The organism is Blautia intestinihominis (assembly GCF_040096655.1).
GTDB lineage: Bacteria > Bacillota > Clostridia > Lachnospirales > Lachnospiraceae > Blautia_A > Blautia_A intestinihominis.
This window is the reverse complement of sequence record NZ_JBBMEI010000023.1, coordinates 1-23,840: the sequence shown is the minus strand read 5'-3', so window position 1 is coordinate 23,840 and position 23,840 is coordinate 1. Positions and strand designations below refer to the sequence as shown.

Sequence of the window (23,840 nt, the reverse complement as noted above, 5' to 3'; positions counted from 1 at the left end):
TATGGCATTGGCATATCATACAGAGTTATATCTGTTTGTGTTTTTGCCGCTGGTAGTTCTTGTATATCATTTTTCATCACAAAAAATGCGCAGAGCAGTTCTGATCCTTGCAGGATATATGTTTTTCTGGTCCTTCAGCCAGTGGCTTGTGGGATATCTGATTGCGGTTTCAGGACTGGTCTACGGAGCAGGGCGCTGGATGGAGCAGCTCAAAGAAACCGGAAAAACCAGGTCAAAAGGGCTTCCCTCCAAAGAACGTTCTGCCGTAAAAAAACAGTACAAAGCAAAAGAAAAAAGAGTTCTTATAGCCGGGATTGTTATTTTACTTGGAATCCTGGCATATTTAAAGTACTGTAATTTTTTTATACAGAATATAAACAGAATCTTTGCAGCATCAGGAAGCGGCTTTCATCTGAACCCACAGAACCTTCTGATCCCGATAGGAATTTCTTTCTATACGCTGGAGGCAATTGGCTATATGGCAGATGTTTACTGGGGTAGGATCAAAGCAGAACATAATTTTGGCAAAGTAGCCCTTTTCCTGGGCTTTTTTCCGCAGATCATGGAGGGACCGATCAGCAGCTGGAATGATACAGCAGATGCACTCTGGGAGTGCAGACCGGTTCGAAGCGAAAATCTTACAAAGGGAATCATCCGTATTGCCTGGGGACTGTTCAAAAAAATTGTTGTGGCGGACAGACTTTCTGTTCTGGTAGCAGCGATTTATGACGATTATACCAGCTATCATGGTGTTATGATCGTGGTTGTCGCCATTGCATATACGCTTCAGCTTTATATGGAATTTTCCGGCTGTATGGATATCGTGATCGGCAGCGGCAACCTTTTTGGTGTGGATCTTCCGGAGAATTTCCGGCAGCCGTTTTTTGCCGGAAATGCATCTGAATTCTGGAGAAGATGGCATATTACACTTGGCGCATGGCTGAAAGCATATGTTTTTTATCCGGTTTCGGTTTCGGGGCTGGTCAAGAAATGGAACCACTTTGCGCGGAAACATGTTGGGAAATATCTGACCAAGATGGGAATCTTTGCAATGACTTTGTTCCCGGTATGGATGTGCAATGGTCTGTGGCATGGTGCACAGTGGAATTACATTCTTTATGGAATGTATTATTTTGTAATCCTTCTGGCAGGAGAAGCAGTTGCACCGGTCAGGGAGATGGTTCTTGAAAGATTTCATCTGGACTGTCACGCATTGTACTGGAGAGTGCCGCAGATCCTGAAAACCTGGATGATCATTTTTACAGGTGAAATGTTTTTCAGGGCAGAAGGTGCAGCAGCCGGATTTCACATGTTCCGAAGCATCTTTCAGGGGTTTGAACTACAGAAACTGTGGGATGGAACTCTTCTGGGAATGGGATTAAACGCCGCAGATTTTGCAGCTGTTGGTTTTGGAATTCTTATTGTCGCTGTGGCAGATATATTAAAAGAAAGGAAACTGCTGAACTGGGATAAACTGCAGGAGATGAAGCTTCCGGTACGCTGGATACTTTATTATGGACTGATTTTTGCAGTACTTCTGTTAGGTGCTTATGGTACAGGGTATCAGCAGGTTGATTTGATTTATGCAGGATTTTAAACAGAAAATGAGAACTTTAAAGAAACCGGCAGTGTTTCTGGCAATTTTTCTCTGCCTGATTTTGATCCTGTCTGCTTTCTTTGTAAATATGGCAAAAAAACATCCGGAGTTTGTACAGTCAAGAAACAGACCCTGGCTTAATATTCAGAATGAAAAGAAAAACAGCATAGATGTTCTTGTTCTGGGAGACAGCGAAAGCTATACGACATTTTCACCGCTGGAGATCTGGAAACAGAATGGAATTGCTTCGTTTGTCTGCGGTCAGACCGGACAGGAAGTGGAAGAAACCTATTATATGCTCAGGAGAGCTCTGCGCACGCAGGAACCGAAAGTTGTTGTATTCGAAACGAACAGTATGTTTCAACCGCAGAATGCTGCAGAGGGGTTCAGTAAGACGATTGCACAGACAGTTAATTATTATTTTCCGGTGTTTCTGCTTCACAGCATGTGGCAGAACTGGCTTATGGGCCCGGAAAAACAGCAGGTTTACTATAAGGGGTTTGTTGTCCGGGATATTGTGGAGCCTTATGACGGCGGCAGCTACATGGAAAAAACGGAGCGCAGAGAGTACATGTCCCGGGTTGTCCGCGCTTACATGGACAAAATGCTTGCAATGTGCAGAGAAAAAGGAATTTCGGTGATCCTGTACAGTGCACCGTCTCCGAATAACTATAATTATGCAAAGCATAATACACTGACAGATTATGCAGAGCAGAATGGTGCGGAATATCTTGATTTTAATCTGATGACAGAGGAATTAGGGATTGACTGGGAAAAAGACAGCCTTGATAATGGCGATCATCTGAATGTTCTCGGAGCAGAAAAACTGAGCCGGTATTTCGGAAGTTATCTGGAAGAACATTATGATCTTGAAGACCACCGCAAGGATCCAGAGTACAGTTCCTGGAACGAAGATGTGCAGAAATATCAGAATGCCGAAAAAAATGCAATCCGCAAAATAGAGGTTATTCTGGAATATCTGAGAAAAAAGAAACAAAAGTAAAACAGAAGGGCTGGTTTCAGTGAAACCAGTCCTTCATTACGTCAAAGATCTGAATCAGTTCCCCGTCTGAGATCACATAAGGAACCATGGAATACATATAGTTTAAGAAGGGTCTGCAGAAGACACCACGCTCATAAGCAAACTGCTGGAAGCCTTCCAGGGTCTTGGGATCGTGGACTTCGACGCAGGTACAGCCGCCCATGATGCGGACTTCTTTGATGCGCGGGTCAGAGAAATTTTCCATTTCCTGACGGGAGATCTGTTCGATATGCCGGATCTTGTTCATATAATCGTCACGTTCAAAGATCTCGATTCCCTTAAGTGCAACGGCGCAGGCAAGTGGATTTCCCATAAAGGTCGGACCGTGCATCAGGGCAAGGCGGTCATCGTCGCTGTAAAAAGCGTCAAAGACTTTGTGGTTTGCAACCGTGACAGCATGTCCGATATAACCGCCGGTCAGGGCTTTCCCGAGAACCAGGATGTCCGGAAGGACAAGGTCTGCCACAAAGCGGTTTCCGGTACGGCCAAATCCGGTCGCAACCTCGTCAAAGATCAGAAGCACATCATACTGATCACACAGTTCTCTGGCACGTTTCAGGAAAGAAATATTATACATCCGCATGCCGCCGGCACCCTGAAGGAGCGGTTCTACGATAAGGCAGTTCAGCCTGTCATGGTAAAGTTCAAATGCTTCCTCAAGCGCCGGGATCTCTGTCGGTATATGGACAACGCCTTCTTTTTTGTCAAAAGCGAAATGATAATCTTCGTCATCGCCGACTTCCATTGCCTTGAAGGTATCTCCGTGGTAGGCATGTTCCAGAGCCAGCACCAGGGGGCGTTTTCTTCCCTGATTGGTGTTGTACTGGAGAGCCATCTTGAGGGAAACTTCTACCGCAACGCTTCCGGAATCAGAAAAGAAGCAGTAGTCCAGGTCACCCGGAAGAAATTCCTGGAGCTTATCAGAAAGTTTTTCTACCGGCTCATGGGTGAGACCGCCGAGCATCACATGGCAGAAACGGTCAGCCTGTTCTTTGATGGCAGCGGTCAGTTCCGGGTGTTTGTAGCCGTGGATCATACACCACCAGGAAGAAATCGAATCGATCAGTTTCTGGTCTTTGGTGTAGAGATGCACGCCTTCTGCATCCAGGATCTTGTAAGGCTCTTTCATTGTTTTCATCTGTTCATAAGGATACCATATCATCTGATCTTCACCTCGTCATAAAGTGCACTCAGCACATCTGCATCTGTCTCAAGTTCTGTGGCATTGTCCTGTACCTTTGCAAGCACAGGAAGCCCTGTCATATGTTCACACATGAAAATATTATCTTCTTCCATGATATTTCCCGGATGGTAATGATTAAAAATGATACCCTTAAGCGGAAGGTTGTGTGCCTTCATATATTCAAAAGTCAGGACAACACTGTTGATCGTGCCAAGACCGGCATCGGCGACAAGGATACTGGAAAGTCCAAATTCCCGGATCACATCTTCAAGCTGGATCTTGCGCTCATCAAAACAGAGAGGGCAGAGGATCCCACCGCTTCCTTCCATCGTGATGTAGTCATAGTTCTCAGCGACTTTCGTAAAACCTTCGTGGACAACAGCGAGGTCAACAGGATTTCCCTCCACGCGGGAGGCAAGGTGTGGTGACCAGGCATTTTCATATACATAAGGGCACATTTCGCCAAGCGGCTGTGAGATACCGGACATCTGCCGGACAAAAAGTGCATCGCCCGGGATCAGGCTTCCGTCTGGGCGGCGGTCATTTCCGCTCATGGCTGCCTTGTAATAGGCAGGATTCTTGCCCGCCTGTGCAAGTTTTTTTACGATCAGTCCGGCGATGAAGGTTTTGCCGATATCTGTACCGGTTCCGGTGAGAAAAATTGCTTTGCTCATTTTTATTTTACACTTCCTTCCAGTATTCAGGAGTCACGTCACGTCCCATGTCAGCGAGCATCTTGCGGTCGCTTCGGATCGTCGCGCAGGCAACGGTGGTCAGCATGTTTCCGGTGATGGAAGCGGAGGCTCCGGCCTTGAATGCAGTTTCTCCGTCGTTGTTGAGAAGGGCGCGTCCGGCGGCGAGACGGATGTTTGCCTCCGGGTTGATATAGCGGAAGAAAGCGATCGTACGGAGGATATCCGGCTCAGAAAGTTCCGGGAGATGTTCCAGAGGCGTTCCCGGGATCGGCATCAGAGCATTGATCGGGATGGAGTCGATGCCAAGTTCAGCAAGGCTGATCGCCATATCCAGACGGTCTTCCCAGGTCTCACCCATGCCGATGATGCCGCCGGAGCAGGCGCACATGCCTTCGGCTTTGACTTTTTTGAGGGTTTCGATCTTCATGTCGTAAGTGTGTGTGGTGCAGATGTTCGGGAAATTTCTGCGGGAGGTCTCGATGTTGTGATGGTAGCTGGTCACGCCTGCCTCGTGAAGACGGTGAAGCTGTTCTGCGGAGATAAATCCCATGGAAGCGCAGAGGTCGATCTTGTATTCTTTATGCATGGTCTCATAGGCATGGATCGCCTGGTCGAATTCTTTTCCTGTCAGAGCTTTTCCGGCGGTGACGATGGAAAAACGGTCAACACCTTCGGACTCGTTCATCTTACAGGCTTCAAGGATTTTTTCCTCCGGAAGAAAATCATAAACTTCGCAGGAAGTGTGGTGGTGTGCGGACTGTGCACAGTATTTACAGTCTTCCGGGCATCTGCCGCTGCGTCCGTTGATGATCGAGCAGAGGTCTACTTTGTCTCCGATACAGGCCTTGCGGATGCGGTTTGCACCTTCGCATAATTCATCTAGATCACAGGTGAGAAAGAAGGAAAGATCATCCTCTCTTGTGATCCTGCGTCCGTCAATGATTTCCTGGGCTAAAGTAAGTGGGTTCATTTTGCTGTCTCCTCCGTATGTAATAAAGTTGTATTGGAATCAGAAAGGTACTGGATCACGACTGGACGGACACGTCTGGCAATGATGGCACCAAGGATGCTTAAAGCGATGTCACCAGGTACTGCAAGAAGGAAGCAGTAGAGGATGAGCGGCCAGATCCCGATCGGTGTGTTGATCACATAATTGCAGATCACGTAGTAGTAGATCATGCCGCAGGCATAGACGATCATAAGTCCCGCCAGGTTTGCGAGCAGGTAGCGGAAGATCGTCTTTTTCTTCAGATGTTCTGCGATACGTCCTGTCACGTAAGTTCCGAGACAGAATCCAATGATATAGCCAAAACTTGGTTTAAAGACATACCAGAGACCGCCGCCCTCAGAGAAGATCGGAAGCCCTGCAAGCCCCAGAAGCATGTAGGCAACGACAGAGATCGTTCCACGTTTCGAACCAAGCAGCAGCCCTGCAAGCATCGTAAACAGATACTGCAAAGTAAAAGGAACCACCGGCACCGGGATCTTGATAAAAGCCCCCGCCGCGATCAGCGCGGTAAAAAGACTGCAGTAGATTAAAGTTTTCGTCTTTGACATTTGTAAACCTCCAAAATCTTTATGGTTTACAATTTTAAAAGAAAGAGTACGAATTGTCAACTTGAAAAAATAAAAAGTTTACAATTGTAACAAAAAAGTATTTTTTACGCAAGGCTGGTCATATATCGAAAGAAAAGCATAAAAAGCAAATGGTACCTTATGCGAGCAAATGTATTCACGCATCGGAAAATATGCTGCATGTCATATCCGATGCCAGATGGCCATTAAGAGAGAAATCAGGATTCAGTTTTGAAATGATTTTCCTTAAAGAAAGTCAGGATTTCGTAAAAAGTGGTCAAAATATGGCTGGTATTTTTCTGGAAAAGATATTATGATAAAATTCTAAGTTATATTTTACAGGAGAAAAGGTATGAGACCATCATTCAAAAGAACCATGTACGCCTGTTTCGTGGGATACATCGTGCAGGCAATCGTCAACAATTTTGTTCCATTGCTGTTCGTAACATTCCAGAAAAGCTACCAGATCCCGCTGTCAAAGATCACGCTGCTGATCACGATCAACTTTATGATCCAGCTTCTGATCGACCTTCTGTCAGCAGGATTTGTAGATAAGATCGGATATAAGGCATCGGTAACGATCGCACATATCTGTTCGGCGATCGGTCTGTTTTGGCTGACGATCCTTCCGGAAGTCACGGCAGATCCGTTTACCGGCATTCTGATCGCAGTTGCGATCTACGCGATCGGCGGCGGACTTCTGGAGGTACTGATCAGCCCGATCATCGAGGCCTGCCCGACAGACAACAAAGAAAAAGCAATGAGCCTTCTGCATTCGTTTTATTGCTGGGGACATGTGGGAGTCGTTCTGATTTCCACGATCTTCTTCAGTACCTTCGGAATCGCAAACTGGAAGATCCTTGCACGCATCTGGGCGGTCATCCCGGTGCTCAATGGAATCATATTTCTGACTTCCCCGATCTATTCCCTGCATGAAGAAGGAGAGAAGGGACTTTCTATCAGAGAACTCTGCTCCATGAAGATCTTCTGGGTCGTGATGCTGATGATGACCTGTGCAGGAGCGAGTGAACAGGCAGTGAGCCAGTGGGCATCCACTTTTGCAGAAGAAGGACTGAAGGTCAGCAAGACGGTCGGAGACCTCGCGGGTCCGATGGCATTTGCAGTCCTGATGGGACTTGCAAGACTTCTTTATGGGAAATACGGAGAGAAGATCGATCTGAAACGTTTTATGACCTACAGCAGCATTCTCTGCGTGATCTCTTATCTCTGCATCGCTTTCGTTCCGGTTCCGATGCTCAGTCTCGTCGGCTGTGCTGTCTGCGGATTTTCCGTAGGGATTATGTGGCCGGGAACGTTCAGCATTGCGTCGGCATCCATCAGAGGCGGCGGTACCGCAATGTTTGCATTACTTGCTCTCGCAGGAGACCTCGGCTGCTCCGGCGGTCCGACACTTGCCGGTTTCGTATCCAGCAGTGTGGGTAATAATCTGAGGATGGGAATCCTCGCGGCGATCGTGTTCCCGGTGCTTCTGCTTATCGGGATTCAGATATGTAAGAAGAGTCAGAAGAATTAAAAAAAGTCTGGACATTCGAGATTTTATAAGTCTTGATGTCCAGACTTTTTTGATGCTGAAATATTACATAGAAGCAATCGCCTCACGTGCATGCTCCACAAACATCGCACGGATTCCCGGATATTCGCCAAGTCCCTTCAAAACAGGACAGACTTCAAATCCGGCTTCTTTAAACTGACAGACCCAGGAATCCGGGGAATCTCCAGCCATATCATTGTGTGCATGATCACCCGCCACGATCATAAACGGTGTCATATAGATCTTGGATGGCTGGAAAGCAGATACCTCTCTGACAAGGTCCTGGATCGTTGGTTCTGCTTCCACTGTTCCGATAAAGACGTTGGAGTGTCCTGAAGTTTTAAACTTCTTATCCAGTCCTGCATAAACAACATTAACCTGATGCGTGGTTCCATGGCCCATAAGTACCAGGGCTTCCGGATCTTTCAGATCAGAAAATTCAGAATTTACAGCTTCGATCGCTTTCTGCTCATCCTCCGGTGAGGTCAGAAGAGGAGTACCGAATACAATTTTGTCAAAAGATTCTTTATAAGAAAGAACTTCTTCCTTCATAACATGATTCTCGATACCGTCCAGGATATGTGTCGGCTGCACAGCCACTTCCCGGATCCCGTCTGCGATCATCTGTTCCATGGCTTCTTTTACCGTAGGAACGATATAATTGTCCCTTTTCTTAAGAACAGAAATGATCATCTTGCTGGTCCATGCACGATAGATTCGATGATCGCCAAAAGCATCGGCAATATCCTGCTCGATCTTTTCTATGGTAGCTTTCCTGGAGGCTTCATAACTGGTTCCGAAGCTCACGACCAGGATCGCTTTATCTGTTTGCTGATTCATAAAATGCATTCTCCTAAAGGTTTATTTTCCGCGTATAAATGGATTATACAATACTGCGAAAAAAAGTTCAATTTTTTTCCAAAAACCTATTGACATTTCGGGTAAAAAGGAATAACATACTAAACATATCAAAGAGGTATGTTAATAAAAACAGACACGAATAAATAAGAAAACAGAAAGGCGGTAAACACCATGGCAAACATTTATAAAGGAACACTTGGACTGATCGGAAACACTCCACTTGTAGAAGTAACAAATGTAGAGAAGGAACTCGGACTGGAAGCAACCATCCTTGTGAAACTCGAGTACTTCAACCCGGCAGGAAGCGTCAAGGACAGAATCGCCAAAGCGATGATCGAGGATGCTGAAGCAAAAGGAATCCTCAAGGAAGGATCCGTGATCATCGAGCCGACATCCGGAAACACAGGAATCGGTCTTGCATCTATCGCAGCAGCGAAAGGATACAGAATCATCCTCACTATGCCGGAGACCATGAGTATTGAACGTAGAAACATCCTGAAAGCATACGGCGCAGAACTGGTTCTGACAGAGGGAGCCAAGGGAATGAAAGGTGCGATCGCCAAAGCAGACGAACTTGCCAAAGAAATCCCGAACAGCTACATCCCGGGACAGTTCGTAAACCCGGCAAACCCGGCAGCACACAAAGCAACCACAGGTCCTGAAATCTGGAACGACACAGACGGAAAGGTAGACATCTTCGTAGCCGGTGTCGGCACAGGCGGAACACTTACAGGAACAGGTGAATACCTCAAAGAACAGAACCCGGACATCAAGATCGTAGCAGTAGAGCCTGCAACTTCCCCGGTACTTTCCGAAGGAAAAGGCGGTCCGCACAAGATCCAGGGTATCGGAGCCGGATTCGTTCCGGAAGTCCTCAACACACAGGTTTATGATGAGATCATGCCGATCGACAACGAAGTATGCTTCACAACAGCGAAGCTTCTTGCCAAGAAAGAAGGCGTTCTCGTAGGTATCTCCTCAGGAGCAGCTCTCTACGCAGCGATCGAACTTGCCAAACGTCCGGAAAACAAAGGAAAGACGATCGTAGCACTTCTTCCGGATACAGGTGACAGATATTACTCAACAGCACTGTTTACAGAGTAAGAAATTTCATATACAATAGACAGTCGGAAGGAAGAGTTTCTTCCTTCCCCCACAAAAAAATAGAAAAGAGGATCAGATTATTATGGGCGAAAAGATCACAAGAGAAAACAGAAAATTCAAATTTGAAACACTTCAGCTTCACGTAGGACAGGAACAGCCGGATCCGGTTACCGATGCAAGAGCAGTTCCGATCTACCAGACATCTTCTTATGTATTCCGTAACTGCGATCATGCAGCAGCTCGTTTCGGACTTGCAGATGCAGGTAACATCTACGGACGTCTGACAAACCCGACAGAGGACGTTTTTGAGAAGAGAATCGCAGCACTTGAAGGCGGTACAGCAGCACTTGCAGTAGCTTCCGGTGCAGCAGCAATTACATACACGATTGAGAACCTTGCACAGAACGGAGACCACATCGTAGCAGCAAAGAACATCTACGGTGGAACAACAAACCTTCTGGAGCATACCCTTCCGGCATATGGAATCACAACAACATTCGTAGACATCTTCAATCTTGAAGAAGTAGAGAATGCGATCCAGGACAACACCAAAGCACTTTACATCGAGACTCTTGGAAACCCGAACTCTGACGTTGTTGATGTTGAAGCTTGCGCTGAGATCGCTCACAGACATCAGATCCCGCTCGTTGTAGATAACACATTCGCAACACCATACCTTGTAAGACCGATCGAGTACGGTGCAGACATCGTTGTTCATTCCGCAACCAAATTCATCGGAGGACATGGAACAACAATCGGTGGTGTCATCGTAGAAGGTGGCAAATTCGACTGGGAAGCTTCCGGTAAATTCCCGTCCCTGACAGAGCCAAACCCGAGCTACCATGGAATTAGCTTCACAAAAGCATGCGGACCGGCTGCATTTGTTACAAAGATCCGTGCGATCCTTCTTCGTGACACAGGTGCAACGATCTCTCCAGTAAGCTCCTTCATCTTCCTTCAGGGTCTTGAGACACTGTCCCTGCGTGTAGAGCGTCATGTAGAGAACGCACTCAAAGTTGTTCAGTACCTGAACAATCACCCAATGGTAGAGAAAGTACATCATCCGTCCGTAACAGATGATGAGAGCCAGAAAGCTCTGTATGCAAAATACTTCCCGAATGGCGGTGGATCTATCTTCACATTCGAGATCAAGGGAGATGCACAGACAGCCAAAGACTTTATCGACAACCTGGAACTGTTCTCTCTGCTTGCAAACGTAGCAGATGTTAAATCACTGGTTATCCATCCGGCAACCACCACCCACAGCCAGTGCACAGAAGAAGAGCTTCTGGATCAGGGTATCAAACCGAACACGATCCGTCTTTCCATCGGAACGGAAAACATCGACGATATCATCCAGGATCTGGACGAAGCTTTCAAGGCAATCCAGTAATTGAAATTTTGCAAAAAAACCAGATATGGTCTCACTGCGCTGATGGACCTGGCTGCACAGCCGTCCAGCACACCGGTAGCCCTGAAAACCATAGCTGAGAGAAATGACATTTCTCTGCAGTTTCTGGAACACATATTTGCCTCGTTCCGCAGAACAGGCATAGTAAAAAGTGTCAAAGGCTCCCAGGGAGGATATAATCTGGCGAAGGCTGCTGACGAGATCACTGTTGCATCCGTGGTGGAAGCTCTCGAAGGAAGCTACCACCTCGAAGATGAGGATGTTGTGGCGGAAAACAGCTATAAAGGAATCTCAGATACGATTCAGAAGCTGGTGGTGGATACCGTCAATCAGGAACTCGATCAGATTCTGTCAAACTTGACTTTGGCACAAATGAGCGGATATTATTCCGATCATTACGAAAAACAGGAAATGTACTATATCTGAAAAACTCTGGAGGTTTGAGGCGATGCCCTGGCCTCCGGTTTTTTTTATCGACTTCAAGAGGAAATACACATATGTCTATCAAAAAGATCGCAGAAAAAGCAGGAGTATCTATCTCAACCGTTTCCAGAATCCTTAACCGTCCTGACTACAAATGTTCGATTCCCGGCCTTCGGGAAAAAGTCTGGGCGATCGCCATGGAAATGAATTACGTCCCAAACGAGGCGGCAAGAAATCTCAAAAAAGGCAGGCAGTCCAGAGACAGCCGGATCTGGTACGTCAATGTACTGATGACAAGAACTGATGAGTCAAGGACGGATCCTTTTTTCACAGAGCTTCTCCGCGTGGTGGAGAGCGAGATCCACGAGCACAACTGCATCCTCTCCAAAGTCTGGTATATGCCGCTTTTTTCCGATGACCGAAAATGCCGGCGGGAAAATCTTGACCAGATCATCCAGGGAATGTATACTGAGACGGAGGGAAAACAGGACGGCTTGATCGTGATCGGCCGATGCAATCTTGTGGCCCTTAAGAAACTAAATCAGAAATACCGGAGCGTAGTGTCAGTCAACCGTAATTCCACCAATTATGAGGTGGATGAAGTGTTGTGTGACGGCAGAAAGATCGCGGCGATGGCAGTGGAACATCTGATCTCACTGGGGCACCGGAATATCGGGTATGTCGGAAACTGTCGAAACGAGGACCGTTACAATGGCTATCTGGACACTCTTAAGAGAAATAACCTGGATGTGATCCCGGAGTATGTCGTGGAGACGAACCAGACAGAGAAGGAAGGCTACGAAGCGATGGAGCAGTTTCTTAAGTCTGACGACTGTCCGACAGGAATCTACTGCGCCAATGACATTACGGCTGTCGGAATGCTGAAATATCTGGGACGCTGCAGGAATCTTTATTTTACGCCGTCGATCATAGCGAGTGACGATATCGAGGAAGCGCAGTACACGAAGCCGATGCTGACAACTGTAGGACTTCCGAAGGAAGAGATGGGGAAATTTGCCCTCTACCTTCTTCTCGACCGCATGAAAGGCGGACACAGCGGTGTCGTGCGTATGGAACTTTCCGGTCACCTGATGATCCGGAACAGCTGCTCCCACGTTTCCGAGAGCACCTGGAGCGATTACTGTATATAAGAAATTTTTTATTAAGGAAGAAGCATATGTGTATTAGAACGATTGAAGAATTACAGGAAGATACAAGGGAAAAACAGATCATAGACATCCGTGACAAGGCAGATTTTGACAAGGAAACCTATCCGGGGGCTGTCAACATCTACTGGGAAGAATTAGAAGAGCATATGGACGAGATCCGCAAGGACTGTCCGGTTTACCTGCTCTGTTATACCGGGCAGAAGAGTGAGGAAATTGCGCAGGAACTGAATGAACAGGGGTATGAAGTATACAGCATCAAGAACGGCTACCGCGCATGGCTCAAGATCAAACTCAGCAAAATGATGGCGGATCACAATGCGGCAGAACAGCGCACAAAGGACATCGAGCGCAGCATCATCAAGAAATTCCGCAAGCCGATCTGGAGGAGATTTACCAAGGCGATCCGTGAGTACGAGCTTGTGCAGGACGGAGACAAGATCGCAGTCTGTATCTCAGGCGGCAAGGACTCCATGCTGATGGCGAAGCTGTTTCAGGAGCTTTCCCGCCACGGCAAGAAGAACTTTGAGGTTGTTTTCCTGGTAATGAACCCGGGCTACAATGAAATCAATTATCAGACGATCAAGGATAATGCAAAGATCCTGAATGTGCCGATCACAGTTTTTGAGTCGGATATTTTTAATATCGTTGCAGCAGAAGAACAGTCACCATGCTATCTCTGCGCGAGAATGAGAAGAGGTTATCTCTACAGCAAAGCCAAAGAACTGGGCTGCAACAAGATCGCGCTTGGACACCACTATGATGATGTCATCGAGACGATCCTGATGGGAATGCTCTATGGCGCACAGGTCCAGACCATGATGCCGAAGCTTCACAGTACGAACTTTGAGGGAATGGAGCTGATCCGCCCGCTGTATCTGATCCGTGAGGCAGATATCATTCACTGGGCGAATTACAATGACCTTCATTTCATCCAGTGTGCATGCCGCTTTACAGAGCACTGTGCATCCTGCGGCGGTACTGAGAAGGGCTCCAAGCGTGCGGAGATCAAGGAACTGATCCATGAACTTGCCAAGAAGGATCCGGTCATTGAATATAATATTTTCCGAAGCGTGGAGAATGTCAACCTGAATACCGTCATCGGATACAAGCAGGATGGCGTGAGACACAATTTCCTTGACACTTACGATGAACAGAAATAAAAATATAAAATAAAAAAGACCATCAATACAGACTGCTGTAACTCCTGGCGTACAGGGGAACAGGTGCTGTGTTGGCGGTCTTTTTTGCTGCCTGATCAATGCCCGACCAGTGCCGGAGAAACATCTGTGCAAACGTTTTCTAAAAAACATATTTAAAAAGTATGTTTATTGGTATATAATGCCTTTAACGTAAAAAAAGAAAACAACAGGGAGTGGCAGAAATGACAAAGAAAAAACTGAGAAGCCTGTGTCTGGCAGCAGTACTTGGAATTGCAGCTTTTACCGGAGTCTGTTCCTACGATGCAGGGGCAGGATCCGATGTACATATTATCAATGTTTCCTACGATCCAACGAGGGAACTGTATGAATCTTATAACAAGATCTTTCAGGAACACTGGAAGGAAGAGACCGGTCAGGATGTGGACGTGATCCAGTCCCACGGCGGTTCCGGCAAACAGGCACTGGAAGTCATCAACGGCCTGCAGGCAGATGTGGTGACACTGGCACTGGAATATGATATCAATGCCATCCAGGATGCAGGAATGATCGATGAAGGATGGAAAGAAGAACTTCCGGACGACAGTGCTCCCTACACTTCCACGATCGTATTTCTGGTAAGAAAAGGCAATCCGAAAAATATTAAGGACTGGGATGATCTGATCCGTGACGATGTTGATGTGATCACACCAAACCCGAAGACTTCCGGTGGAGCCCGCTGGAACTATCTGGCAGCCTGGGCATATGCACAGAAAGCTTATAATAACCAGGAAGACAAGATGGAAGAATTTATCAAAAAATTATACCAGAATGTACTTGTTCTGGATTCCGGTGCAAGAAGCGCGACCACTTCCTTCGTGGAGAACGGACAGGGAGATGTCCTGATCGCCTGGGAAAATGAAGCATTTCTTTCTGTACAGGATGATCCGGATGAATTTGAGATCATCAACCCGAGCATCAGTGTACTGGCACAGCCGTCTGTGGCAGTGGTCCACGAAGTGGCAGAGAACCGCGGCACAGAGGACATCGCAAAAGAATATCTGAACTATCTTTATTCCGATGATGCACAGAGGATCGCAGCAGAAAATTATTACCGTCCGGTCAACGAGGAGATCCTGAAGGAATACAGCGATGTGTTTGACCTTACAATGGAGTTAAAAACGATCGACGATTTTGGCGGCTGGCAGGAAGTGCAGGAGAAACATTTTGCAGACAGCGGGATCTTTGATCAGATCTACGGCAACTAAAATACGAGGTGAACGATTATGAAAAAAAGCAAAAAAAGAGTAATTCCGGGATTCGGACTGACCATGGGTGTGACGATCACCATGCTCAGTATCGTGGTTCTGATCCCGCTGGCTTCTCTTGTTGTGTATTCTTCGCAGCTTGGGCTGAGAGAATTTTTTGAGGTCATTACAAGAAAGAGAGTCCTGTCCAGTTTTTATGTCAGCTTTATCACCGCACTGGGCGCATCCCTTGTCAACGCCGTGATGGGACTGATCCTTGCGTGGGTTCTGGTACGCTATGAATTCCCGGGCAAACGGATCATGGACGGTATGATCGAACTTCCATTCGCGCTGCCGACCGCAGTTGCCGGCATCTCTTTGACTTCCCTGACATCAGACCAGGGACTCATCGGAAGTTTTTTTGCAAAATTCGGCATCAAGATCGCCTACACGAAACTTGGGATCACATTTGCACTGATCTTTGTAGGAATTCCGTTTGTCGCAAGAGCAGTGCAGCCAGTCCTTGAAAAGCTGGACGGTTCTTATGAAGAAGCAGCAAGAGTCATGGGTGCGAAGCCGGGATATATTTTTCGAAGAGTCATTCTTCCGGAACTTCTTCCTCCGCTTCTTACCGGTACAGGACTGGCGTTCGGACGCTGCCTTGGAGAATACGGAAGCGTTGTATTTATCGCAGGAAACAGACCTTACGAGACTGAGATCACACCACTCATCATCATGTCAGAACTTCAGGAATTCGATTACAAAAGCGCAACTTCGATCGCTCTCGTCATGCTGATCGCATCGTTCCTCATCCTGTTTCTGATGAATCTGATGCAGGCACGCAATTCAAAAAGACTGAGAGGAGGCAACGTCTGATGAAAAACAGAGAAAATGAATCAAAGATCGTAAAATATCTTCTGATCGGGATCAGCGTTTTATTTCTTTTTGTGATGCTGGTACTCCCGCTGTTTGTCGTAGTCACAGAAGCTCTCAAAAAAGGCTGGGAAGTCTATGTAGAAGCGGTGACAGACTCCTATACGATCGCCGCATTGATGCTGACACTGAAAGCAACCGTGATCGCAGTCGTATGCAACACCGTTCTTGGATTATGTGCAGCCTGGGCAGTCACGAGATTTCAGTTTAAGGGCAAAAAACTGCTCACGACGCTGATCGATGTTCCGGTCACAGTCTCACCAATCATTGCCGGTCTTATCTACCTTCTGATCTTTGGAAAACAGAGCATCCTTTATCCGTATCTGCAGAAGGCGAATATCCAGATCGTCTTTGCAGTTCCAGGTATCGTTCTTGCAACGGTATTTGTTACTTTTCCATTTGTGTTCCGTGAGCTTCTTCCTGTACTGGAATCCATTGGAACAGATGAAGAAGAGGCGGCCGCACTGATGGGCGCGAAAGGCTGGACGATTTTTTCCAAAATTACATTTCCACATATCAAATGGGCACTCCTGTATGGAATCGTATTATGTACAGCGAGAGCAATGGGAGAGTTCGGAGCGGTTTCCGTTCTGTCAGGACATCTTCGCGGCCTGACCAACACACTGCCGCTACATGTGGAGATCTTATTCAATGAATTTCAGTATGTGCCGGCATTTGCGGTATCTTCGATCCTGGTGATCATGGCGGTGATCCTTCTGATCATCCGCAGCGTGATGGAGCACAGAGGAAAAAAAGAGGGGGAAGTCTAAATGTACGTCGAATTAAAGGATATCAACAAAACTTTTGGAGATTATAAAGCATCCGACCATGTTTCTTTTGGAATCGAGAAAGGAAAACTGATCGGTCTTCTGGGTCCGAGTGGAAGTGGAAAGACCACGATCCTGCGTATGATCGCAGGTCTGGAGCAGCCGGACAGCGGCGAGATCATCATTGATGGAAAAGTAGTCAACGACATTCCGGCAAGTGAGCGCGGGATCGGATTCGTATTCCAGAGTTATGCGCTGTTCCGCTATATGACCGTATACGACAACGTTGCTTTTGGCCTGAAAGTCCAGAAAGCAGACAAAAAATACATCAAAAGCAGAGTTATGGAACTGATCGAGCTGGTAGGCCTTAAGGGTCTGGAAAAAAGATATCCAAGCCAGCTTTCCGGTGGGCAGAGACAGAGAGTTGCTTTTGCGAGAGCACTTGCTCCGAATCCGCAGCTTCTCCTCCTCGATGAGCCATTTGCGGCGATCGATGCCAAGATCCGTCAGGAACTCCGTACCTGGCTCAAAGATATGATCGAACAGCTGGGGATTACCAGTATTTTCGTGACGCATGACCAGGATGAGGCGATCGAGGTGGCAGATGAGATCATCATCACAAACAGAGGCCACATCGAACAGAAGGGAAGCCCGGTCGAGGTATATCAGAGTCCGGAAACTGCATTCAGCGCATCTTTCTTCGGACAGGCAGCTGTTGTAAAAGATTATCAGATGTTCAAATATTTTGAGGACATTCCAGGGGCCGAATACGCGATCATCCGTCCGGAGTTTGTCAAAGTCACTAGAAAGACAGAGGTACAGAAGTACAAAAGCTCCGCATCCGGGGCAGAAGTCGAACGAGTGGCTTTCCGTGGAAGCTATTTTGAGCTGGAAGTGAAAGTCGGAGATGTTACGCTGACGGCAAAACGAGGCCTGGATGAGCCAATGGTGCGCCAGGGCGAAAAAGTCGACGTGTTCGTGCAGAGGCTTTTTGTGATAAAAGAAAACAAGGTTTACTCACTGGAAAACAGCTCTACAAGAGAAGATTATCTTGTAATCTGATGGGATATCGCTTGAAATCCCTATAACCTTGTGGTATAATAGGTATATGGAGGGATTTACATGAAAATTTCAACAAGAGGACGCTATGCGATCCGCGTCATGCTGGATCTTGCAGAGCATAATACAGGAGAATATATTCCGTTAATGGACATTGCGAAGAGACAGGAGATCTCAGAGAAATATCTGGAATCGATAGTTTCCGTATTAAGCAAACAGAAATTTGTCAAGGCACTCAGAGGCAAGGGCGGCGGTTATCGTCTCGCCAGGACACCTTCTGAGTATACGATTGGGAGCATCTTAAGGATTACAGAGGGATCCATGGCACCGGTTGCCTGTCTGGATGATCATCCGAACCAGTGCGAGAGAGCTGCCACCTGTAAGACACTTCAGATGTGGGAGGGCTTTTATAAGCTGATCAATGAATATTTTGACGGAATCACACTGGAGGATCTTCTGGAACAGAATTCAAACATGGGAGATTACGTGATCTGACAGCCACTCTGTGGCATAAGGCAGCAGAACATATCAAAAAAGCAAGATGTGTTCTGCTGCCTTTTTTGATATGTTCCGAAAGCTGAAAATAGAAAAATGAAAAAATTTGGAAAAAACATACATTACCTATTGACATGGTATGTTTATGGGTATATAGTAATACCATCAAAACAGCAAAGGAAAACAAAGGAGCACAGGAATGAAAGAATACGGTTTTAACACAACTTTGCTTCATGGAAGCGAGGACAGCAATCCTCACGGCGCGACACAGGTTCCGATCTACCAGTCCAGTGCATTCCGTCACGATACAGCAGAGGAGCTGGAGAAGATCTTCGCAAACAAATGCGCAGGCTACTCCTACACGAGGATCAACAATCCGACGATCGAATCCTTCGAGAAGCGGATGACGAAACTGGAAGGTGGAGTCGGAAGTGTAGCGTGTTCCTCCGGAATGGCAGCACTGACCATGGCACTGATGAACATTCTTCGAAATGGTGATCATGTTGTGGCAGCGGCAGGACTTTACGGTGGAACGGTAGAACTTCTGGATGAGCTTAAGGCATACGGGATCACCACAACCTATGTTAAGGAAAACACCCCGGATGCTTTTGAAAAGGCGATCATGCCTGAGACCAGAGCCGTTTTTGCAGAGACGATCGGCAATCCGAAGCTGGATGTCACAGACATCGAGGGAGTGGCAGAGATCGCACATAAGCATGGACTTCCGTTTCTGGTTGACAACACCGTTGCAACCCCATATCTGATCCAGCCATTACGCCTCGGAGCGGATGTTGTGATTCATTCCTCATCCAAATACATAAACGGAAGCAGTGATGCGATCAGCGGAGTTCTGGTGAGCGGAGGCAAGTTTAAATGGGACCCGGAGAAATATCCGGCGATGGCAGAATTTAAGAAGTACGGACCATTTGCCTATCTTGCAAAACTGCGGAACGGACTTTTTCGAAGCATGGGAGCCTGTCTTGCACCGCAGAATGCTTTTCTTAACAATCTGGGACTTGAAACCCTGGGACTTCGAATGCAGCGTCACTGTAGTAACGCCATGGAGCTGGCGGAGTTCCTGAACGGATTAGGACATGGCATCACCGTTTCCTATCCGGGACTTGAGGAACATCCATATCATGAGATCGCGGCGAAACAGTTCCATGGTGGGTTTGGAGCGATCATTACCTTAAGAACAGGAAGCAAGGAGAGAGCTTTCCAGATCTTAAACGAACTAAAACTTCCCTGGCTGGTATCCAATATCGGAGACACCAAGACACTGGTGATCCACCCGTCAAGCACCATCGCAGCACACCTTTCCAATGAAGAAAAAGAGCTTTCCGGTGTGTACGATGACATGATCCGGCTCAGTGTGGGAATTGAAGATATCGAGGACTTAAAGGAAGATTTCAGACGAGTGATAGAAGGAGAATAAAATGGCAAAAGTAGATTACGCAACATTAAAAAAAGGCGGTTTCATGCGCCAGAAACAGAAAAACAACTTTTCCCTGCGTCTTGCCTGTGTCGGTGGAACACTGACAGCAGAGAACCTCAAGAAGATCGCAGAGGTAGCTGAGAAATACGGTGACGGATACGTACATCTCACTTCCAGACAGGGAGTTGAGATCCCGTTCATCAAATTAAACGACATCGATGATGTGACAGCAGATCTTGCCACAGGCGGATGTAAACCAGGTGTCTGCGGACCGAGAGTAAGAACGGTAACAGCATGTCAGGGCAATGCAGTCTGTCCAAGCGGAAATATCAACAGCTACGACATCGCTGTTAAGTTAAATGAGAGATATTTCGGAAGGGAACTTCCTCATAAATTCAAATTCGGCGTAACCGGATGCCAGAACAACTGTCTCAAAGCCGAAGAAAACGATGTAGGAATCAAAGGAGCCGCACAGGTTACCTGGCAGGAAGATGCATGTATCCATTGCGGTGTCTGTGAAAAAGCCTGCCGCGAGGAAGCGATTTCCTTCAAGGACGACAAACTTGTGATCGATACCGACAAATGCAACTACTGCGGACGTTGTGCAAAATCCTGTCCGGTAGATGCATGGGATGTAAATGAAGCGTTCCTTGTATCATTTGGAGGTACCTTTGGAAACCATATCAGCAAAGGACAGGAATTCCTGCCACTGATCACTTCCGAAGAACAGCTCTTCCGCGTGACAGATGCAGCGATCCAGTTCTTCGGAGATCACGCAAAACCAGGTGAAAGATTCAAATTCACGATCGACAGAGTTGGAGAAGGTAAACTGTACGAAGTACTGAAAGGAGCTTACGATGGCTGATTATAAAATTGATGATACCGTAGATATTACAGATGTTGTGTGCCCGGTGACCTTTGTCAAGGCAAAAGTGGCACTGGAAGAACTCGATGACGGACAGATCCTCGCCGTCCGCATGAACAACGGCGAACCGGTACAGAACGTACCGCGAAGCATCAAAGAAGAAGGACATCAGATCCTGAAGCTCACCGACAACGGCGACGATACCTTCACTCTGATCGTCAGGAAAGTAGAGGACGAATGATATGGCACTCAGGATCAACGCAGAAAACTTCGAAGAAAAAGTATTAAAGGCAGACAAACCAGTCCTCGTAGACTTCTACTCCGACACCTGCATCCCATGCAAACAAATGGCCTGCATCCTCGGAGACCTCGAAGACGAAAATGAAGACGCCCTTTACATCTATAAAGTCAACGTCAACTACGACAAAGCACTCGCCGAACAATACAAAGTCATGTCCGCTCCAACCGTTATCTGTTTCGTAAACGGCGAACAGAAAGGCAAAATAGTCGGGCTCAAAGAACCAGAAGAGATTGAAGCTTTGTTTGAAGATTATATCTAATTATCATTTCACAATTATATAACTTTGATTTGATAATTAAATTCATAAATTTTGTTATAATAAAGGAGATAAGAATCATGTTTATCAAAGTAGCAGGAGAAAAGAAAGAATATCCAGAAGGACTTACCGTAAAAGAGTTAATTGAGAAAGAGGATGTGGAAACACCTCAGTATGTAACCGTAACCATCAACGACGAATTCGTAGAAAGCGGAGCTTTCGAGACAACAGAAGTCAAAGACGGCGACGAAATCGAATTCCTGTACTTCATGGGAGGAGGCGCAAGATAATGGCATTCACAAACGAACAGTTAGAACGCTATTCCCGCCACATCATCCTCAAAGAGGTTGGTGCAAAGGGACAGAAAAAACTCCTGAACGCCAGCGTCCTCATCATCGGAGCAGGCGGACTGGGAGCACCGGCAGCCATGTATCTCGCAGCAGCCGGCGTAGGAACCATCGGAATCGCAGATGCCGATGAGGTAGACCTCTCAAACCTTCAGAGACAGGTCATCCACACAACAGCCGACCTCGGCAAAGCCAAAGTAAAATCCGCCAAAGAAACCATGCAGGCGATCAATCCAGATGTCAAAGTCAATACATACCGCAAATTCATCACATCCGAGAACATCATGGATATCATCAAAGACTACGACTTCATCATTGACGGAACCGACAATTTCCCGGCAAAATTCCTGATCAACGATGCATGTGTCATGGCAGGAAAACCATTCTCCCACGCAGGGATCATCCGCTTCAAAGGCCAGCTCATGACCTACGTCCCAGGAGAAGGACCATGCTACAGATGCGTCTTCAAAGATCCGCCGCCGAAGGATGCAGTCCCAACCTGTAAACAGGCAGGCGTCATCGGAGCCATGGGCGGAGTCATCGGAAGCCTCCAGGCAATGGAAGCAGTCAAATACATCATCGGCAAAGGAGACCTCCTCACAGGAAGACTCCTCACCTACGATGCCCTGACTATGACTTTCCGTACAATTAAACTGCCGAAAAACCATGATTGTCCGGTATGTGGTGATCATCCTACCATTACTAAATTAATCGACTACGAGCAGGTTGAGTGTGACATGCACTAAAACTGAATTAGTGAAATTGGCATTAGTCGAATATGTCAAAGAGCAATGGTCGTTCCCCATGCGGGAACGTGGATTGAAATATAAGGGGATGATCTGAGACGGCCGGTTCTTAGTGACCGTATTGTGACCGATACACTGTGGACGTAGTACACAGTGTATCCGTTGCCAGTCGAAGTCAGCGAGAGCGTGTCCCCGTTGAACTGTTTATTCATACACGTCAGAGAACAATATCGAGGAGCCCCCATTATGAAATTATATATAAAAAAATCAGACTACAACACCATCCTGGACCACTGCACTGCCGGCCTCCCAAATGAATCCTGCGGCCTCCTCGCGGGAACCAAAGAATCCGAGGAGATCACCGTCACCAAAGTCTACCTCCTCACAAACGTAGACGTCAGCAGAGAACACTTCTCCATGGATCCAAAAGAACAGCTTGCAGCACTCAAAGACGCCAGAGCCAACGGATACAAGATCATCGGAAACTTCCATTCCCATCCGGAATCCCCATCCCGCCCATCCGAAGAAGACAAACGCCTGGCATTTGACCCGACCATCGAATACCTCATCCTCTCCCTTATGGAAGAAGGAAACCCGGTACTCAAAGCATTCGGAATCGACAAAGAAAAAAACGTAACGATCCACGAGATCGAGATCACAGAATAAAGTCAGGAAGAAAAAAACATGAGCAGACCCTTACAGGTAAAACACTTACATACAGATGTCCTGATCATAGGCGGCGGTACCGCAGGCTGCTACGCAGCACTCACCATCAGCAGAAATTCTGACGCTTCCGTTCTCGTCGCAGAAAAAGCGAACATCAAACGAAGCGGCTGCCTCGCAGCAGGTGTCAACGCGATCAACGCCTACATCGTTAAAGGCCGCAAGCCACAGGACTACGTAGATTACGCAACCAAAGATGCGGCAGGAATCGTCAGAAACGACCTCCTTCTGACAGCCGCAGAAGAATTTAATGAAGTAACGGCAGATATGGAAAAACTGGGTCTCGTGATTCTCAAAGATGAAAACGGAGACTACGTGGCAAGAGGAAACCGTAACATTAAGATCAATGGCGAAAACTTCAAACCACTCCTCGCAGATGCCGTATACAAAAGCAAAAATGTAGATGTCCTCAATTACGTAAACATCACAGACCTTCTCACAGAAAACGGAAACGTTTACGGAGCTGTCGGTTTTTCCATCATGGAAGAAACAGCCTATGTGATCCATGCAAAAGCAGTCCTGATCGCAACAGGAGGAGCAGCCGGCCTCTACAAACCAAACAACCCGGGATTTTCCAGACATAAAATGTGGTATCCGCCATTCAACACAGGAGCCGGATACGCGATGGGAATCCGTTCCGGTGCAGAGATGACAACCTTTGAGATGCGTTTTATCGCACTCCGCTGCAAAGATACGATCGCTCCGACAGGAACTATCGCACAGGGCGTGCAGGCAAAGCAGGTCAACTCCAAAGGCGAAGTCTATGAGCACATTTACGGTCTGACTACCAGCCAGCGTGTATATGGAACTGTCAAAGAAAATCAGCTTGGGCATGGCCCTTGTTATCTCAAGACCTCCGGTATCACATCCGATCAGGATCAGGATCTTCTCAAAGCATACCTGAATATGGCACCGAGC

Annotated in this window: 26 protein-coding genes; 21 read left to right on the top strand and 5 right to left on the bottom strand. The window is 47.0% G+C overall.

The features are described 5' to 3' along the window. Position 1 precedes the first annotated feature (1 nt). Positions 2–1,597, top strand: coding sequence for an MBOAT family O-acyltransferase (locus WMO75_RS08790; protein WP_243111539.1), 1,596 nt, complete (start codon positions 2–4; stop codon positions 1,595–1,597). Next, positions 1,584–2,600, top strand: coding sequence for an SGNH/GDSL hydrolase family protein (locus WMO75_RS08785; protein WP_303223076.1), 1,017 nt, complete (start codon positions 1,584–1,586; stop codon positions 2,598–2,600). The genes WMO75_RS08790 and WMO75_RS08785 overlap by 14 nt, the downstream gene beginning before the upstream one ends. A 16-nt stretch (positions 2,601–2,616) precedes the next feature. Here WMO75_RS08785 and bioA read toward each other — a convergent pair whose 3' ends face one another. From bioA to WMO75_RS08765, 4 genes are read right to left on the bottom strand one after another with little or no spacing between them, the layout of a single operon-like run. Further along, positions 2,617–3,801, bottom strand: a complete 1,185-nt coding sequence (bioA, locus tag WMO75_RS08780; RefSeq protein WP_349077923.1) for an adenosylmethionine--8-amino-7-oxononanoate transaminase — start codon at positions 3,799–3,801, stop codon at positions 2,617–2,619. Next, on the bottom strand, positions 3,798–4,496 hold the full coding sequence (gene bioD / locus WMO75_RS08775; protein WP_291579617.1) for a dethiobiotin synthase: 699 nt from the start codon (positions 4,494–4,496) through the stop codon (positions 3,798–3,800). The genes bioA and bioD overlap by 4 nt, the downstream gene beginning before the upstream one ends. Positions 4,497–4,503: 7 nt before the next feature. Then, positions 4,504–5,487, bottom strand: coding sequence for a biotin synthase BioB (gene bioB / locus WMO75_RS08770; protein ID WP_303223079.1), 984 nt, complete (start codon positions 5,485–5,487; stop codon positions 4,504–4,506). Next, entirely contained in the window at positions 5,484–6,074 is a 591-nt protein-coding gene (locus WMO75_RS08765) for a biotin transporter BioY (protein WP_022213478.1), read from the bottom strand. The genes bioB and WMO75_RS08765 overlap by 4 nt, the downstream gene beginning before the upstream one ends. A gap of 370 nt (positions 6,075–6,444) precedes the next feature. Here WMO75_RS08765 and WMO75_RS08760 point away from each other — a divergent pair, with 370 nt between their 5' ends. Beyond that, positions 6,445–7,626 carry an MFS transporter gene (locus tag WMO75_RS08760; RefSeq protein ID WP_303223080.1) on the top strand — a complete coding sequence of 394 codons (1,182 nt, stop codon included), beginning with the start codon at positions 6,445–6,447 and terminating at the stop codon, positions 7,624–7,626. Between the two features lie 63 nt (positions 7,627–7,689). Here the strand turns inward: WMO75_RS08760 and WMO75_RS08755 are convergent, their stop codons facing one another. Beyond that, positions 7,690–8,484: a sirohydrochlorin cobaltochelatase gene (locus WMO75_RS08755; protein WP_118698208.1), complete on the bottom strand. Its 795-nt coding sequence runs from the start codon at positions 8,482–8,484 to the stop codon at positions 7,690–7,692. 192 nt (positions 8,485–8,676) lie between these two features. On the opposite strand from WMO75_RS08755, the gene cysK reads away from it, so the two are divergent. From cysK to WMO75_RS08665, 18 genes are all read left to right on the top strand, one after another. Beyond that, the gene (gene cysK, locus WMO75_RS08750) at positions 8,677–9,609 is read left to right on the top strand and encodes a cysteine synthase A (protein ID WP_118252614.1); all 933 of its coding nucleotides are present in this window, start codon (positions 8,677–8,679) and stop codon (positions 9,607–9,609) included. Between the two features lie 82 nt (positions 9,610–9,691). Beyond that, positions 9,692–11,002, top strand: coding sequence for an O-acetylhomoserine aminocarboxypropyltransferase/cysteine synthase family protein (locus WMO75_RS08745; protein WP_022213482.1), 1,311 nt, complete (start codon positions 9,692–9,694; stop codon positions 11,000–11,002). Beyond that, positions 11,003–11,446, top strand: coding sequence for an Rrf2 family transcriptional regulator (locus tag WMO75_RS08740; RefSeq protein ID WP_118252613.1), 444 nt, complete (start codon positions 11,003–11,005; stop codon positions 11,444–11,446). 71 nt (positions 11,447–11,517) lie between these two features. Next, positions 11,518–12,594 carry a LacI family DNA-binding transcriptional regulator gene (locus WMO75_RS08735; RefSeq protein ID WP_118698207.1) on the top strand — a complete coding sequence of 359 codons (1,077 nt, stop codon included), beginning with the start codon at positions 11,518–11,520 and terminating at the stop codon, positions 12,592–12,594. 26 nt (positions 12,595–12,620) lie between these two features. Continuing rightward, complete coding sequence (locus tag WMO75_RS08730) at positions 12,621–13,772, top strand: PP-loop family protein (RefSeq protein ID WP_118698206.1); 1,152 nt, start codon at positions 12,621–12,623, stop codon at positions 13,770–13,772. 221 nt (positions 13,773–13,993) lie between these two features. Continuing rightward, positions 13,994–15,016, top strand: coding sequence for a sulfate ABC transporter substrate-binding protein (locus tag WMO75_RS08725; RefSeq protein ID WP_303223082.1), 1,023 nt, complete (start codon positions 13,994–13,996; stop codon positions 15,014–15,016). An 18-nt stretch (positions 15,017–15,034) separates the two neighbouring features. Further along, the gene (cysT, locus tag WMO75_RS08720; protein WP_022213487.1) at positions 15,035–15,871 is read left to right on the top strand and encodes a sulfate ABC transporter permease subunit CysT; all 837 of its coding nucleotides are present in this window, start codon (positions 15,035–15,037) and stop codon (positions 15,869–15,871) included. Further along, positions 15,871–16,698, top strand: coding sequence for a sulfate ABC transporter permease subunit CysW (cysW, locus tag WMO75_RS08715; RefSeq protein ID WP_022213488.1), 828 nt, complete (start codon positions 15,871–15,873; stop codon positions 16,696–16,698). Before cysT ends, cysW begins: the two co-directional genes overlap by 1 nt. Continuing rightward, positions 16,699–17,757: a sulfate/molybdate ABC transporter ATP-binding protein gene (locus tag WMO75_RS08710; RefSeq protein WP_118252607.1), complete on the top strand. Its 1,059-nt coding sequence runs from the start codon at positions 16,699–16,701 to the stop codon at positions 17,755–17,757. Between the two features lie 60 nt (positions 17,758–17,817). Continuing rightward, complete coding sequence (locus tag WMO75_RS08705) at positions 17,818–18,249, top strand: RrF2 family transcriptional regulator (protein ID WP_022213490.1); 432 nt, start codon at positions 17,818–17,820, stop codon at positions 18,247–18,249. A gap of 199 nt (positions 18,250–18,448) precedes the next feature. Continuing rightward, positions 18,449–19,684 carry an O-acetylhomoserine aminocarboxypropyltransferase/cysteine synthase family protein gene (locus WMO75_RS08700; RefSeq protein WP_303223083.1) on the top strand — a complete coding sequence of 412 codons (1,236 nt, stop codon included), beginning with the start codon at positions 18,449–18,451 and terminating at the stop codon, positions 19,682–19,684. A 1-nt stretch (position 19,685) separates the two neighbouring features. Then, positions 19,686–20,549, top strand: coding sequence for a ferredoxin-like domain-containing protein (locus WMO75_RS08695; RefSeq protein WP_022213492.1), 864 nt, complete (start codon positions 19,686–19,688; stop codon positions 20,547–20,549). Continuing rightward, positions 20,542–20,790 carry a sulfurtransferase TusA family protein gene (locus WMO75_RS08690; protein ID WP_022213493.1) on the top strand — a complete coding sequence of 83 codons (249 nt, stop codon included), beginning with the start codon at positions 20,542–20,544 and terminating at the stop codon, positions 20,788–20,790. The genes WMO75_RS08695 and WMO75_RS08690 overlap by 8 nt, the downstream gene beginning before the upstream one ends. Position 20,791: 1 nt before the next feature. Then, positions 20,792–21,109, top strand: coding sequence for a thioredoxin family protein (locus WMO75_RS08685; RefSeq protein ID WP_022213494.1), 318 nt, complete (start codon positions 20,792–20,794; stop codon positions 21,107–21,109). Positions 21,110–21,186: 77 nt separating this feature from the next. Then, complete coding sequence (gene thiS, locus WMO75_RS08680) at positions 21,187–21,396, top strand: sulfur carrier protein ThiS (protein WP_022213495.1); 210 nt, start codon at positions 21,187–21,189, stop codon at positions 21,394–21,396. After that, positions 21,396–22,199, top strand: a complete 804-nt coding sequence (locus WMO75_RS08675) for a HesA/MoeB/ThiF family protein (protein ID WP_118252605.1) — start codon at positions 21,396–21,398, stop codon at positions 22,197–22,199. Before thiS ends, WMO75_RS08675 begins: the two co-directional genes overlap by 1 nt. A 246-nt stretch (positions 22,200–22,445) precedes the next feature. Further along, a complete protein-coding gene (locus WMO75_RS08670; RefSeq protein ID WP_118698202.1) occupies positions 22,446–22,865 on the top strand; it encodes a M67 family metallopeptidase in 420 nt (139 codons plus the stop codon). Positions 22,866–22,883: 18 nt separating this feature from the next. After that, on the top strand, positions 22,884–23,840 hold a 957-nt coding region (locus WMO75_RS08665), incomplete at its 3' end, for an adenylyl-sulfate reductase subunit alpha (protein WP_349077922.1).

Excerpts from the sequence above, each read along its gene's own strand:
- WMO75_RS08790 (WP_243111539.1), top strand. The coding sequence starts at position 2 with ATGGCATTGGCATATCATACAGAGTTATATCTGTTTGTGTTTTTGCCG.
- WMO75_RS08785 (WP_303223076.1), top strand. The coding sequence starts at position 1,584 with ATGCAGGATTTTAAACAGAAAATGAGAACTTTAAAGAAACCGGCAGTG.
- bioA (WP_349077923.1), bottom strand. The coding sequence starts at position 3,801 with ATGATATGGTATCCTTATGAACAGATGAAAACAATGAAAGAGCCTTAC.
- bioD (WP_291579617.1), bottom strand. The coding sequence starts at position 4,496 with ATGAGCAAAGCAATTTTTCTCACCGGAACCGGTACAGATATCGGCAAA.
- bioB (WP_303223079.1), bottom strand. The coding sequence starts at position 5,487 with ATGAACCCACTTACTTTAGCCCAGGAAATCATTGACGGACGCAGGATC.
- WMO75_RS08765 (WP_022213478.1), bottom strand. The coding sequence starts at position 6,074 with ATGTCAAAGACGAAAACTTTAATCTACTGCAGTCTTTTTACCGCGCTG.
- WMO75_RS08760 (WP_303223080.1), top strand. The coding sequence starts at position 6,445 with ATGAGACCATCATTCAAAAGAACCATGTACGCCTGTTTCGTGGGATAC.
- WMO75_RS08755 (WP_118698208.1), bottom strand. The coding sequence starts at position 8,484 with ATGAATCAGCAAACAGATAAAGCGATCCTGGTCGTGAGCTTCGGAACC.
- cysK (WP_118252614.1), top strand. The coding sequence starts at position 8,677 with ATGGCAAACATTTATAAAGGAACACTTGGACTGATCGGAAACACTCCA.
- WMO75_RS08745 (WP_022213482.1), top strand. The coding sequence starts at position 9,692 with ATGGGCGAAAAGATCACAAGAGAAAACAGAAAATTCAAATTTGAAACA.
- WMO75_RS08735 (WP_118698207.1), top strand. The coding sequence starts at position 11,518 with ATGTCTATCAAAAAGATCGCAGAAAAAGCAGGAGTATCTATCTCAACC.
- WMO75_RS08730 (WP_118698206.1), top strand. The coding sequence starts at position 12,621 with ATGTGTATTAGAACGATTGAAGAATTACAGGAAGATACAAGGGAAAAA.
- WMO75_RS08725 (WP_303223082.1), top strand. The coding sequence starts at position 13,994 with ATGACAAAGAAAAAACTGAGAAGCCTGTGTCTGGCAGCAGTACTTGGA.
- cysT (WP_022213487.1), top strand. The coding sequence starts at position 15,035 with ATGAAAAAAAGCAAAAAAAGAGTAATTCCGGGATTCGGACTGACCATG.
- cysW (WP_022213488.1), top strand. The coding sequence starts at position 15,871 with ATGAAAAACAGAGAAAATGAATCAAAGATCGTAAAATATCTTCTGATC.
- WMO75_RS08710 (WP_118252607.1), top strand. The coding sequence starts at position 16,699 with ATGTACGTCGAATTAAAGGATATCAACAAAACTTTTGGAGATTATAAA.
- WMO75_RS08705 (WP_022213490.1), top strand. The coding sequence starts at position 17,818 with ATGAAAATTTCAACAAGAGGACGCTATGCGATCCGCGTCATGCTGGAT.
- WMO75_RS08700 (WP_303223083.1), top strand. The coding sequence starts at position 18,449 with ATGAAAGAATACGGTTTTAACACAACTTTGCTTCATGGAAGCGAGGAC.
- WMO75_RS08695 (WP_022213492.1), top strand. The coding sequence starts at position 19,686 with ATGGCAAAAGTAGATTACGCAACATTAAAAAAAGGCGGTTTCATGCGC.
- WMO75_RS08690 (WP_022213493.1), top strand. The coding sequence starts at position 20,542 with ATGGCTGATTATAAAATTGATGATACCGTAGATATTACAGATGTTGTG.
- WMO75_RS08685 (WP_022213494.1), top strand. The coding sequence starts at position 20,792 with ATGGCACTCAGGATCAACGCAGAAAACTTCGAAGAAAAAGTATTAAAG.
- thiS (WP_022213495.1), top strand. The coding sequence starts at position 21,187 with ATGTTTATCAAAGTAGCAGGAGAAAAGAAAGAATATCCAGAAGGACTT.
- WMO75_RS08675 (WP_118252605.1), top strand. The coding sequence starts at position 21,396 with ATGGCATTCACAAACGAACAGTTAGAACGCTATTCCCGCCACATCATC.
- WMO75_RS08670 (WP_118698202.1), top strand. The coding sequence starts at position 22,446 with ATGAAATTATATATAAAAAAATCAGACTACAACACCATCCTGGACCAC.